Source organism: Corynebacterium qintianiae (genome assembly GCF_011038645.2).
Lineage (GTDB): Bacteria > Actinomycetota > Actinomycetes > Mycobacteriales > Mycobacteriaceae > Corynebacterium > Corynebacterium qintianiae.
In genome coordinates this window covers 233,560-245,385 of the sequence record NZ_CP064955.1, presented here as the reverse complement: position 1 = coordinate 245,385, position 11,826 = coordinate 233,560, and the positions used below count along the sequence as shown (strand labels likewise).

Genomic DNA, 11,826 nt, shown 5'->3' with positions numbered 1-11,826 from the left:
GGAGTCTACAGCGGGAAGCGGCGCGCTCTCGCCGAGCGTGCCTCGATGATGAGCGTGCTGCCCAGCATCAGCAGAGTCGCACCCATCGGCGGCAGGACACCCGTGACTGCCAGCGCGATGGCGACAATGTTGTAAGCCCAGGCGAACACCATGTTGGAGTCGATGATGCCGCACACCCGGCGCGCCAGCGACATCAGCTGCGGCACCGCCATGACGTCGTTGCGCAGGAGCACGACCTCGGCGTTGTTTTCCACCTTGCTCAGACGGGTATCTATCACTTTGTCACTGGCGTAAAGTATACCGACATCCGCGACGCGCAGCACGTTCATCATTGTGTGGTCACCCACCATCGCCACTGTCGCGCCCTGGGTGTGCAGTGCGCGGACCGCGCCCGGCTTATCGGCGGCACGGACCCCGGCCAGAACGTTGGACACGCCCAGGAAGTCGGCGAAGCGCCGGGCCACCGGGTAAGTGTCGCGGGTGAGCATGACGGTTTCCACGCCCATGTCCTCGAGCCGCTCGATCGCGTCAATGGCATCGCCCTTCGCCGGGTCGTAGAAGGTGATCACGCCCCGGTCCCTGCCTTTCCAGCGCACCACAACCGGAGTGCCGCCGCTGGTTGCGGCCACTGCGAGCCGGCCGCGCAGCTGCGACAACTCCGTCGGCCGCCACAGCGAGGCATCAATCACCTCGGTGCGTTCCTCACCGTTGTCCGCTTCGAAAGTCAGGGTAAGTCGGCCGGAAAACTCGCCGTCGGCGCTGTCGACCTCGTTGGTCATTTCGATCCACGTGGGAAGCGAGGCGTCCTTGGATCGCGTGTCGCGCGACTCGCGGGCTGCCTTCACCAACGACCGCGCCATCGGGTTGTCCGATTCGAGCGCGAGGACCGAGGCGATCCGCAGGACGATGTCGGGGTCCTCACCGCGCTCGGAGGTCACCGTCTCCACAATCATTTCCGGCGTGACCAACGTGCCCACGCGGTTGAACACGGCGGTGTCGGTCGTTTCAAGCACGCGGAACGTGTGGCCGTCGCGAAGCAGGATGCCGTTGCGGGCCGCGGACTCGATGCCGAGACGCAGCGCCAGGGCCGGAGAAATGGCCAGCGCCACCGGAGCGACCACGGCGAGGATGGCCAGGGCCGTGGAGAAAGCTTTGTTGAAGTCTCCGGAGATGAGCGCCCATATCAGGAAATCGGCGCCGGCGATGAAGTACGCGGCCGGGATAAGCAGGCTCGCAGACCGCGTGGAGAGCATCGTGGCCACGTTCTCGCGCTTCGAGGCGTCCTCCACCCACTTGTGCACCGCGGCCCAGCGCGTCGCGTGACCGGTGCGGGCCACGCGCACCTTCACGCGGCCGGACTGGATCACGTCGCCGGAATAGAGGCGTGCGCCAACTTTGGCCTCGAGCGGCTCGCGGGCGTCGATAAGCGGGCTGCGCAGCACGCAGGAGCCGCCCACCACGTCCCCGTCGACGGGAATCACGTCGCCCGGGTGCAGCACGACGTCGTCACCGCGGTTGAGCTCGGAGGCCGGAAGCAGCTCCTTGTCCATCTTGCCCGACGTGCGGCCGCGGCGGATGACGGTGAATTCGCGGTTGGGATCCAGGCGGCGCTTTTCCATGTCCTCCAGAAGGTAGGAGCGCACACGGATCGAGTTGTAGCGCCCGACGAGCAGCAGCGCGGTCACGCCGCACGCCACATCGAGGAAGAGCTCGATGCCCTCGCCGCGCCGGAAGGCCAGCCACTCCCCGCTCGAGGTCCATCCGATATCACCCGCCCTGGTGAACAGCAGCGCGCCGACGGCCCACAGGTAGGAGGCGATGACTGCGATTGAGCTGGCGCCGTCCAGGGCTGAGATGCCGCGCCGCACACCGCCGGCCATCGCCCGGTGGAAGGGCCACGCGCACCACAGGGCCACCGGCGTCGCCAGGGCGAGGCACACCCACTGCCACCCGTCGAACTGGGCCTGGACGAAGTAGCTCATCACCAGCACCGGAATGGTGAGCAGCACCGCGACCCACATGCGCAGCGGGGTGACCAGGTCGCGCGCGGTGAAGAGAACGTCCGCGTACGACGAGTTGCCGCGCACGGTGCCGTCACGCATGAAACCTGCCGCGCGTTTCTCGCTCAGGGACAGCTCCTCGAACTTGCGCAACCGGCGCATCCGGCCCGTCATCCCGCGCGTGCCGCGCCGCGGCAGCGGGTGCTCCGTGGAGCGGCGGCCTACAGCGCGGCGCCGCAGCGTCGAATCAGACATTTCCGCCCTCACACCGAACTCCGCGATAACGGACGTGATACGGGCCGGGTCCATCGACTCCGGGGCAGTCACCCATGCTGTCGATGTGGGGTAAACCAAGCGTGCGGACACGCCGTCGATACGCTCGAGCGCCTCCTCGATGCCGCGCAGCTGTGGGGCATCCTCCAGGCCGCTGAGCTCGAAGGCGTACGAGGTGCGCGGCTGGTTCTCGGCCTCCTCCCCCATCTCGTGCGGGGTGTCTGGGTCGAAGCCCGCCGTGATCGCGGCCTGGCGAGCCTCCGCGATTGACTTCGCGAGCTCGTCTCTCACGCCCGCTCCACGAACTGGTTCGACGCCGGCCGGAACATAAAGAAGAGAGCGAAGGTCAGCAGGACCACGATGGCAAACGAGGCCCACGAGGCCACCTGGATGATAAACGCGACGATGTTGACAAACACGGCCCCGGCGATGAACGCCGACGCCCACGGGCGCGCACCCTTGGTCCCGTTCGGGAACTGCGAGGCGGCGACTGCGAGGCACAGCGCGAGAACCAGGTTGCCGAAAGCGGTGACCCGCATGTTGCGCATGAAGGGGCCCCGAAACTGCTCGTCGGCCCCTTCGGGGAACCCTGCGGACAAGAGCATCATCCCCGTGACCAGCATCAACAGCGCGGCCCCCATGACAAGCCAGTAGGAGGTGCGCAGCGCGGGAGGCCAGGTGTCCCCCGTGTGCGCCGTGTAGCGGCGGTTGGGGTCGTCGCTATCTCCCACCACCGTGGGGAACATACCTGCCACCTGGGCCTACCCGTCCTTCTTGCTCTCGAAGCTCAACGCTTCCTGCACTTCCTTCCGGGAAGCGTAGATCAGGCCGCACCCGCCCGCCACACCGACGACGATCTGGATGATCCCCAGCACCGCGACGAACGCGACAGGGAGCTGGGAAGCTCCGGCCACGGCCGACGGGGCGAGCACGACGAAAATGGTGCGCAGCACGAAAAATACAGAGAACACGGTGAACAGGCGCTTGGCGGTTTCAGCCCACTCCTTCCGGCGGGCCACCGCACCCAGCGCGAACGCCAGCAACGCGATGATGGCCAGCTGGAACAGCGTCATCATCGCGATCGAGGTGTACGTGCTCACGGTGATGAGGGCGTCGGAGACGTCCTCACCGCGCTCTCGCGCGGCGTCGGCTGCGGCTTGCTTGAGCGCAGACGGCTCGATAACGAGGCCAACGGCGTTGACAAGCTGGTGCACCAGCTCGCCGAACACCATCACGGCCCAGCACCCCAGCAGGTAGCGCAGAGCTTCGGGGGGCCTACGCTCCCCTCCGGCAGGTCCGACGTGGCTGGCGCTGCCGGGGTTTTCGGGTTTTTCGGGTTTTTCGGGTTTTGGGGGAGCCAGCGGCGGAATCGACGTCATCGCAGCCTCCTTGCGGCGTCGACCGCGAAGTAGGTCAGAATCTGTTGGGCGCCCGCGCGCTTGATCGAGGTCAGCGACTCCATCATCGTCGCCTCCAAATCCACCCAGCCGTTGCGGCCCGCAGCCTGGATCATCGCGTACTCGCCGGACACCTGGTACGCCGCGACGGGCACGGGCGAGAACTCGGCGATTTTCGCCACCACGTCGAGGTACGCCATCGCTGGCTTGACCATGACAAAGTCCGCGCCTTCGTCGATGTCGAGCTGGGCCTCCAACAGCGATTCACGCAGGTTCGCGGGATCCTGCTGGTAGGTGCGGCGGTCGCCGCTTAGCGACGACCCCACGGCCTCACGGAAAGGCCCGAAGAACGCCGAGGCGTACTTGGCGGAGTATGCCATGATGGACACCCCGGTGAAACCCTCGGCGTCAAGCGCGCGGCGGATTGCGGCGACCTGGCCGTCCATCATCCCCGACGGGCTTACCACATGGGCCCCGGCGCGGGCTTGGGCGACGGCCATCCTGGTGTAGCCCTCAAGGGTGGCGTCGTTGAGCACGACCTCCGCGCCCTGTGCGTCCGTTCCCAGTACCCCGCAGTGACCGTGGTCGGTGAACTCATCCAGGCAAGTGTCCGCCATAACGATGAGGTCGTCGCCGAACTCCTCGCGCAGGGCGCGGATGCCGCGGTTGAGTACACCGTCCTCGGCCCAGGCCACGGAACCCGTGGCGTCCTTGTCCGAGTCGATTGGCACGCCGAACAAGTCGATACACCGCACGCCGGCCTCCAGGGCGTCGTGGGCGCCAGCCTTCAGCGAGTCCAGCGTGTGCTGGTACTGGCCCGGCATGGAGGTGATCTCGCGTTTCCCGTCCAACCCATCTGCGACGAACATCGGATAGATCAGGTCGCTGGCGGACACCCTCGTCTCCGCCACCAGCTCCCGCATCGCGGAAGTGGTGCGCAAACGGCGAGGACGGCGGCTGATTTCGTAAATAGACACAGCGCCCAGTCTAAGCCCTACTCTCCGACGGCCTTGCGGCGCACGCGGCGCTTCTTGCGCGGCGGCGGGAGCTGGCCGGTGGCGCGTAGACCGGCGACGTGGTCCGCGAGGGCGTCGACAAGCGAGGCAACGTCGGCGACCTCGGGAATGACGTCGACACGCAGGCCCTGCTCGCGCGCCTCGGCGGCCGCCATTGGTCCGATTGCGGCGATGATCGTGCGCTGGTGCGGCTTGCCCGCGATACCCACGAGGTTCTTCACCGTAGACGCCGAGGTGAAACACACCGCGTCGAAACCGCCGGACTTGATCATGTCTCGCACCTCCAACGGCGGCGGGGCCGCGCGCACGGTGCGGTAGGCGACAACGTCGTCGACCTCCCATCCGAGGTCGACCAAGCCGTCGACGAGCACGTCCGTGCCCAGGTCGGCGCGCGGCAGCAGCACCCGAGAGACGGGGTCGATATCCTCGACGTACTCGGGGAAGATCTCAACGAGGCCGTGCGCGTTCTGCTTCGTGCGGTGCGGGATGAGCTCCGGGAACATGCCGCGGGCACGCAGCGCGTCACCGGTCTTCTGCCCCACTGCAGCGAGGTGGACCCCGGCGAACGAACGGGCGTCGAGCCCGAGTTCCTCGAACTTGTCCCACACTGAATCAACCGCGTTGGTGGAGGTGAACACGATCCACTGGTAACGGCCCTCGACGATGCCCTTGATGGCGCGGTCCATCTGCGCCGGGTTGCGGGGCGGCTCCATCGAAATGGTCGGCACCGACTGCGGGATCGCGCCGTAGGTGGACAGGCGCGCGTTCATCGGGCCGGCCTGCTCCTTCGCGCGCGGCACGAGAACGCGCCAGCCGTACAGCGGGCGGTTCTCCCACCAGGAGTACTTGTTGCGGTCGTCCACGGCAGTGCCGATGGTGACGACGAGATTGCCGTCCAGGTCAGCGTCGATCTTGCCGATGGTCTCTAGCGTTGCGTCAAACGTGCGCTGCAGACGAGTGGTGCCGTTGGTGGTCACCGTCAACGACGCCGACGGGGAGAAACCGCGGGCCGTGAGTTCCGCCGCGATCACCGGGAGATGCTCGGCGAGCGCCTGAAGCACCAGGGGCTGCGGGGCGTGGGCCAGCTGGTCCCAGTCGACGGGCTCGTTGGTCAGGTCCGCCTCGGTGTAAGTCGATCCGAGCGCGATGCCCGCGAACGAAGGCACCGTCGACGGCAGCGACATGCCGGGCACCACCTGGAATTCCAAACCGGCGGCGGCCACGGCGGAGATCTCCTCCTTGACCGAGTCGCGGGTCAAGGGGTTCCCGCAGACGAGACGAACCACGTCGCCGTCTCCGGCCTCGCCGCGCTCGATCGAGGCGGCGGCCTTGTCCAACCCGTCCTTGAGAATGTCGACGATACCTGCACCAGACATCCCGACCTCCTCAATTTCGGCGGCGGTGGGGTCCGCAGGCCGCGGCGGCTTCCGGCGCGCACCGGCCTCGCGCGCCTCGGCGCACATCTGCTCGTAGCGCTCGTTGGCCTCCTTCACTTTCGCCTTCGGCACAGGGAGCTTGGAGCCCACGACGTCGCGCACACCCTGAAGGACATCGGGGTCGACCACGGCGATAGAATTGGATTCCATCACCTCGCGCGCGCGGATAGTGAGTAGATCGGGGTTGCCCGGGCCTGCGCCGACGAAGATGATCTTCCCCGGCTGGGGCGTGGTGGAGGGCAGAGTCATAAAAGGTTCATCTCTCAAAGGGCGTAAGCGTATCCCGGCAGCAGGGGCCCACTACACGGGCCCCGCATGCTCCGGGATATTTCGGCGTATGGTAGTTACACCTTAAAGTGAATGGGCCGGGAAACAAAAACCCGGCACCCCGAGCCCTCTATGCCATGAGCTCCGCGGCGCCGCCGTCGAGAAGCCGGGCGGCGAGCTGCCGCCCGAGGCCGCGCGCCTCTTCGCGCGCCGCCAGGTCGTCGACGTCGGGAATCGCGAGCGTGGCGCTCTCCACCAGCTGCCGGGATCCGTCGAGCGCAAACACGCCCGCACGCAGCACCATCTGGCCTCCGTCGACAACCGCGTGGGCGGCGACGGGGGCGGTGCAACCTGCCTCGAGCGTGGCCAGTACGTGTCGTTCCGCGGCAACCTGCAGCGCGCTGACGTTGCTCATCAGCGGGTCGAGTACGACGCGAGTAACCACGTCGTCGCTGCGGCACTCGACGGCCAGCGCGCCCTGCGCGGGTGCGGGCATGAACACCGAGGCGTCGAAAAGCTGGGTGGCGCGCTCGCCACGCCCGGCGCGAGCGAGGCCCGCGTAGGCGAGCACGATGGCGTCGAGCTCACCGCTGGTGACGCGGCCCATGCGGGACTCGATGTTGCCGCGCAACGGGCGGATGTCCAGGTCGGAGCGCATCGCCCTGAGCTGGGAGACACGGCGCGGGGCGGAAGTACCCACGCGGGCCCCTTCCGGCAGGTCCGCGAGCGTCATGCCGTCGCGGGCGATGAGCGCTTCCCGGTTGTCCTCGCGCTCGGGCACGATGATGTGGGCGCGTGGCTCATCGGCGGTGGGCAGGTCCTTGAAAGAGTGCACCGCTATGTCCACTGCGCCGGTGAACAGGGCGTCACGCAGCGCGGACGTGAACACCCCGACACCAATACGCTCCACAGGCGCCTGGGACAGGTCACCGGGGGTGGTGACGATCTTCAGCTCGGCGTCGTGGCCGCCGGCGATGATCGCGTCGCGGACATGGCCCGCCTGGGTCGTCGCCAGGTGTGACCCGCGGGTTCCGATTTGCAGCATGTGATGTCCTTAGGTCTCGTCTGTTATCTCGCTCAGCCGGGGCAGCCGCTGGGCGTCGATGGCGACTGAACTGCGCCCGAGCCCGAAGAGCTCTTCAATAGCCGTTTCCACGCTCACGGTTTCCGCCGTCGCCGCGAGCTCTTTGATCTTCACCGTCGGGGTGTGCAAGATCTTGTCGACGACCCTGCGAACCGCGCGGGAAACTTGCTCGAAATCGTCCTCGCTCAGGTCGGGGACGCGGGTGCGCAGCCGTTCGAGCTCCCCGTCGGTGACCGCGCTGGCGGCCTTGCGCAGCTGCGCCACCGCGGGGCCGACCTCGCGCACGCGCTGCCGGGAGCTGAAGTTGCTCACTTCCTCGGCCACGATAGCTTCGGCGGCCTGACGCGAGCGCGAGTCCTTGCTGTCACCCTCGCGCATGCGCTCGTGCAGGTATTCAATGTTGACCAGATGCACGCCGTCGCGCTCCACCACGGCGTCGTCGATGTCGCGCGGCAGTGAAAGGTCCGCCAGCATCACGGGCCCGGAGATGTCCTCGGCTGTGATGGTGAACTCGTCGCTGGCGGTGGCGGACACCGCGATGTCCACACGCGCGAGAGCCCCGGCGCGGGCGTTGAAATCCACCACTTCAGCGGGAACCCCGGCCTCGCGGGAGTGCTCGGCGAGGCGCTCGGCCCGCGAGCGGGTGCGGTTGGCGATGATCAGGTTGTTAACTCCGCGCTTACCCAGGTGCGTGGCGGCAAGCGACGCCATGGCGCCGGCACCGAGGACCAGTGCCGTCTTTCCTGCGAAGGAGTCGATGTCCATGATGTCCATCGCCTCGTCGAGGGCGAGGGTGACCATCGAGGCGCCGGCGTCATCGATGTCGGTTTCGGTGTGCACGCGTTTGCCGGTGTGCAGGGCGGACTGCGCCAAGGAATGCAGGCCCGGGCCCACCGTGCCGCGGTAGGTCGCATCTTGGTAGCTGGCACGAACCTGCCCGATGATCTGCTGCTCACCCACCACCATCGAGTCGAGGCCCGAGGCTACGGTCATCATGTGCTCCGCCGCGGCGTCCGCGTAGCGGACGTAGAGGTAGGAGCGTAATTCCGCCTCCTCCACGCCGGAGGTTTCTGCCAGCACGTTCAGGACATCCTCCACACCGGAGTGGAAGGAGTTGGTCACGGCGTACACCTCGAGCCGGTTGCAGGTGGAGATGATCATCGCCTCAGACAGCGAAGGCTGGCTCACCAGGGCCGTCGTCGTCTCCGTCTGGACGGAGTCGTCCATGCTGAGGCGCTCCAGCAGAGCGACGGGCGCCGAGCGATGGGACATCCCTACGACGAGAACACTCACACAAACTCCTCCGGAAACAGTCTCGATATCAAACTAAAGGATAACCCAGCTACTCCACCAGTTCGGCGGCGAGGTCAGCGTCGTCCACTTCCCAGCAGGCGAACTCTTCGCCGTCGATGACGACGACGGGCACGCGGTCGCCGTACTCGGCGGCCAGATCCGGGTCGCAGTCGACGTCGACAAGCTCGAGCCGCGAACCGGCCGCGGCGACGACCGGAGTTATCTGGCGTGCGACGCGGTCGCAAGACCCGCATGTGGCGCGGACCATTAGCTCGACCCTTTTCACAGTCATCCTCCCAAGACCCCTCCCAGACGTTCTCGCGGTACGGTTGTTAACGCTACTCTGCCCCCGATGAAAGGCTGACACCACTATGAACGCGGACTCCGCGCACCGCCCAGGCAGGGAGTTTCTCGCGCAGTGGTCGGCCTCGCAGGGTAACGTGCGACGGTTCCTGGAGGATCTCGCGATGCCCCCGCTTGATGACGCCGCGCAGCGCGCCGCCGGCCAAGCAGCCGCGGCCGCGGCCATCGAGGAGACGTTCGGGCTGAGCATCGACGACTTCAACCTCGGCGTAGACACGGTGGGTGGGGCCTTTGCCACCGCAGGCTCGGCGAAGGTCACCCAACCGGATCCCGACGTGCCGCAGGACGCGGAAGCCGCGGCATTCTTCGACATCGACAACACGCTGATCCAGGGCTCCTCGCTTGTCCTGCTCGGCCGCGGGCTGGCTAAGAAGCGCCTGATCACGCTGCGCGAGCTACTGCCCGGCCTGACCAAGCAGCTGCGCTACCGCCTCATGGGATCTGAGAAAGCCTCCGACATCGCCAGCGGCCGCGAACACGCCCTCGGCCTTGCCCGCGGCAAAAAGGTCAGCGATCTGCTCGAGCTTGCCGACGACATCGTTGACCACCAGATCCTCGACCGCGCCTTCGAGGCGACCCTGGAGCTGGCGCAGATGCACCTCGCGGCTGGGCAGCAGGTGTGGCTGGTGTCGGCGACACCGGTGCAGATCGGCCAGGCGCTCGCCGCCCGCCTGGGGTTCACGGGCGCGCTGGGCACCGTCGCCGAAGACGAGGGCGGTGTGTTCACCGGCCGGCTCGTGGGCGACATCCTGCACGGCCCCGGCAAACGGCACGCCGTGGCTGCCCTGGCCGCTCTCCAACAACTCGATCTCGCTCAGTGCACCGCTTACTCGGACAGCATCAACGACATCCCCATGCTGTCCATGGTGGGCACACCCGTGGCAATTAACCCGGACAGAGCGCTGCGCAGGCACGCCCAGGCGCAGGGGTGGGAGATTCGTGACTACCGCTCGATGCGCAAGGCGGCCCTGCCCGCGGTCTGCGCGGCCACCGTCTGCGCCGGCGCATGGGCACTCTGGAGAACGCGAAAGGCCCGCACCCGTTAGGGCGCAGGCCTTGGAGCCGGCTTTCGTCCGAACGGACTACTTGCCGAGCTTGCGACGCTGAACGCGGGTGCGGCGCAGCATCTTGCGGTGCTTCTTCTTCGACATGCGCTTGCGACGCTTCTTGATGACTGAACCCATGTGGCTTCCTCGTTTCCTAGTTGTATGTACATACCTGCCAGCGGGCATGAGCGGAGCGCTCGAGCTATCAAGCGCAGGGACCTCAACGAGGTGCACTCTCGGGGGACCCGCACAACTCATCCGCACGCTGGCACGAATGCCTAACAGCATACAGCGGGCCCCCAGCGCCACCAAAAACGCTCCGGCACCCGCCGCACCCCACGAAGGAGGCGCGGCACGTGCCGGAGCGGTCAGGACGAGAAGCTAACCCACGTTGTACACCGAGGAATCGAGGTACTCGCTAACAGCGCGCTCGTTCACGCGGAACGAACGGCCCACACGGACGGCAGGCAAATCACCAGCGTGCACCAGACGGTAAACCGTCATCTTGGAGACGCGCATGATCTCGGCAACCTCGGCGACTGTAAGGAACTTTCCCTTTTCTTCATTAGCCATAAATTTCATAACCCTTCAGCACGGTCGCGCTGTAGGCTTCCCCTCCCACAGGACGATCACGCACGTGCTCCACCCAGACTAGCGTGAAACGTGGGCAGGTTGCGACTTAAGCGCCGAGAAAATGCTCGAGTTCTGGCAGTGAAGCTAACGCTACGCGTGTGAACAGTGGGGCGTACATTATTCGCCCAGTTCAGCGGAGCGGGCGGCCGCGGCCTCCGTCGCGCGGTACAGCGCGCCCCTGAGCCCCGACTCCTCGAGCTCGCGCACCGCCGCCACCGTCGTTCCCGCCGGGGAACACACGGCGTGGCGAAGCTGCGCCGGGGACGTCCCCTCCATCAGCATCTCGCCCGCACCCGACGCGGTGGCCGCCGCCAGCTCTTGCGCCACATCCCGGGGCAGGCCGAGGGACACCCCGGCGTCGACAAGCGCCTCGGTCAGCAGAAAGAAGTACGCCGGGCCGGAACCGGAAACGGCGGTAGCGGCGTCGATCAGCCTCTCGGGCACCTCCACGACGCGGCCCGTCGCCGCCAAGACGCCGAGAACCTGCGCGCGTTTTTCTTCATCGACGAAGCGGCTGCTCGCCACAACGTGCACTCCCCTGCCCACCAGCATGGGCGTGTTCGGCATGACGCGGAACAGCGGGGTCCCCGCGGCGGATACGGCACCCTCAATCGCGGCCAAGGTGATGCCCGCCGCCATGGAGACGATCGCGGTGGATTCGTCGTGGCGCGCAACCGTGTCGCTGACCTCTTCGATAACCTCGAGTATTTGCGCGGGTTTGACGCACAGGAAGCACATGCTGGCGTCTGTGACCGCCTCCACATTGTCACTGCCGGTGAGGATTCCATAGCGCTGCGCGAGCTCGGACGAGCGCTCCGGGCTGCGGTTCGTGGCGAAGATGGAGGTCGGCTCCACCCCCGCCTTCAGCAGCCCAGCGATGAGGGCCTCTCCGATGTTGCCTCCGCCGATGACGGCGATTTTGCCGAGGTCGGAGCTCAGCGGCTCCGCCCCGTCCAGGGTCTTTGAGTTATCCACGGTGTCCACACTGCCACACCCCGCAGCGAACCGGGAGTCTCCG

12 protein-coding genes are annotated in these 11,826 nt (G+C 66.8%); 1 reads left to right on the top strand and 11 read right to left on the bottom strand.

The features are described 5' to 3' along the window. Window positions 1–5: 5 nt before the first annotated feature. From G7Y29_RS01255 to G7Y29_RS01220, 8 genes are all read right to left on the bottom strand, one after another. Window positions 6–2,564 carry a heavy metal translocating P-type ATPase gene (locus G7Y29_RS01255; RefSeq protein ID WP_165003373.1) on the bottom strand — a complete coding sequence of 853 codons (2,559 nt, stop codon included), beginning with the start codon at window positions 2,562–2,564 and terminating at the stop codon, window positions 6–8. Further along, window positions 2,561–3,019 carry a hypothetical protein gene (locus tag G7Y29_RS01250; protein WP_165003741.1) on the bottom strand — a complete coding sequence of 153 codons (459 nt, stop codon included), beginning with the start codon at window positions 3,017–3,019 and terminating at the stop codon, window positions 2,561–2,563. The genes G7Y29_RS01255 and G7Y29_RS01250 overlap by 4 nt, the downstream gene beginning before the upstream one ends. Before the next feature lie 15 nt (window positions 3,020–3,034). Further along, window positions 3,035–3,652: a hypothetical protein gene (locus G7Y29_RS01245; protein WP_165003372.1), complete on the bottom strand. Its 618-nt coding sequence runs from the start codon at window positions 3,650–3,652 to the stop codon at window positions 3,035–3,037. Further along, window positions 3,649–4,647, bottom strand: a complete 999-nt coding sequence (gene hemB, locus G7Y29_RS01240) for a porphobilinogen synthase (RefSeq protein ID WP_165003371.1) — start codon at window positions 4,645–4,647, stop codon at window positions 3,649–3,651. The genes G7Y29_RS01245 and hemB overlap by 4 nt, the downstream gene beginning before the upstream one ends. A 17-nt stretch (window positions 4,648–4,664) precedes the next feature. Further along, the gene (locus tag G7Y29_RS01235) at window positions 4,665–6,371 is read right to left on the bottom strand and encodes a bifunctional uroporphyrinogen-III C-methyltransferase/uroporphyrinogen-III synthase (protein ID WP_165003369.1); all 1,707 of its coding nucleotides are present in this window, start codon (window positions 6,369–6,371) and stop codon (window positions 4,665–4,667) included. A 148-nt stretch (window positions 6,372–6,519) separates the two neighbouring features. Beyond that, window positions 6,520–7,434 (bottom strand): hydroxymethylbilane synthase, encoded by a 915-nt coding sequence (gene hemC / locus G7Y29_RS01230; RefSeq protein WP_165003367.1) that lies wholly within the window; start codon window positions 7,432–7,434, stop codon window positions 6,520–6,522. A 9-nt stretch (window positions 7,435–7,443) separates the two neighbouring features. Next, the gene (locus G7Y29_RS01225; RefSeq protein WP_165003365.1) at window positions 7,444–8,766 is read right to left on the bottom strand and encodes a glutamyl-tRNA reductase; all 1,323 of its coding nucleotides are present in this window, start codon (window positions 8,764–8,766) and stop codon (window positions 7,444–7,446) included. Window positions 8,767–8,815: 49 nt separating this feature from the next. Next, the gene (locus tag G7Y29_RS01220) at window positions 8,816–9,058 is read right to left on the bottom strand and encodes a glutaredoxin family protein (RefSeq protein ID WP_165003363.1); all 243 of its coding nucleotides are present in this window, start codon (window positions 9,056–9,058) and stop codon (window positions 8,816–8,818) included. Between the two features lie 79 nt (window positions 9,059–9,137). Here G7Y29_RS01220 and G7Y29_RS01215 point away from each other — a divergent pair, with 79 nt between their 5' ends. Next, on the top strand, window positions 9,138–10,175 hold the full coding sequence (locus tag G7Y29_RS01215) for an HAD family hydrolase (RefSeq protein WP_249399773.1): 1,038 nt from the start codon (window positions 9,138–9,140) through the stop codon (window positions 10,173–10,175). A 36-nt stretch (window positions 10,176–10,211) separates the two neighbouring features. Here the strand turns inward: G7Y29_RS01215 and G7Y29_RS01210 are convergent, their stop codons facing one another. The 3 genes from G7Y29_RS01210 to proC all read right to left on the bottom strand — a co-directional run bounded on the left by G7Y29_RS01210 (window position 10,212) and on the right by proC (window position 11,783). Beyond that, on the bottom strand, window positions 10,212–10,313 hold the full coding sequence (locus tag G7Y29_RS01210) for a 30S ribosomal protein bS22 (RefSeq protein ID WP_003855542.1): 102 nt from the start codon (window positions 10,311–10,313) through the stop codon (window positions 10,212–10,214). 243 nt (window positions 10,314–10,556) lie between these two features. Beyond that, window positions 10,557–10,748: a helix-turn-helix domain-containing protein gene (locus tag G7Y29_RS01205; protein WP_165003361.1), complete on the bottom strand. Its 192-nt coding sequence runs from the start codon at window positions 10,746–10,748 to the stop codon at window positions 10,557–10,559. A gap of 177 nt (window positions 10,749–10,925) precedes the next feature. After that, a complete protein-coding gene (proC, locus tag G7Y29_RS01200; RefSeq protein WP_249399772.1) occupies window positions 10,926–11,783 on the bottom strand; it encodes a pyrroline-5-carboxylate reductase in 858 nt (285 codons plus the stop codon). Between the last annotated feature and the right edge of the window lie 43 nt (window positions 11,784–11,826).

Bases quoted from the DNA above. Each gene is read 5' to 3' on its own strand.
- G7Y29_RS01250 (WP_165003741.1), bottom strand. From the start codon at position 3,019: ATGTTCCCCACGGTGGTGGGAGATAGCGACGACCCCAACCGCCGCTAC.
- G7Y29_RS01245 (WP_165003372.1), bottom strand. From the start codon at position 3,652: ATGACGTCGATTCCGCCGCTGGCTCCCCCAAAACCCGAAAAACCCGAA.
- G7Y29_RS01235 (WP_165003369.1), bottom strand. From the start codon at position 6,371: ATGACTCTGCCCTCCACCACGCCCCAGCCGGGGAAGATCATCTTCGTC.
- hemC (WP_165003367.1), bottom strand. From the start codon at position 7,434: ATGCTGCAAATCGGAACCCGCGGGTCACACCTGGCGACGACCCAGGCG.
- G7Y29_RS01220 (WP_165003363.1), bottom strand. From the start codon at position 9,058: ATGACTGTGAAAAGGGTCGAGCTAATGGTCCGCGCCACATGCGGGTCT.
- G7Y29_RS01215 (WP_249399773.1), top strand. From the start codon at position 9,138: ATGAACGCGGACTCCGCGCACCGCCCAGGCAGGGAGTTTCTCGCGCAG.
- G7Y29_RS01210 (WP_003855542.1), bottom strand. From the start codon at position 10,313: ATGGGTTCAGTCATCAAGAAGCGTCGCAAGCGCATGTCGAAGAAGAAG.
- G7Y29_RS01205 (WP_165003361.1), bottom strand. From the start codon at position 10,748: ATGGCTAATGAAGAAAAGGGAAAGTTCCTTACAGTCGCCGAGGTTGCC.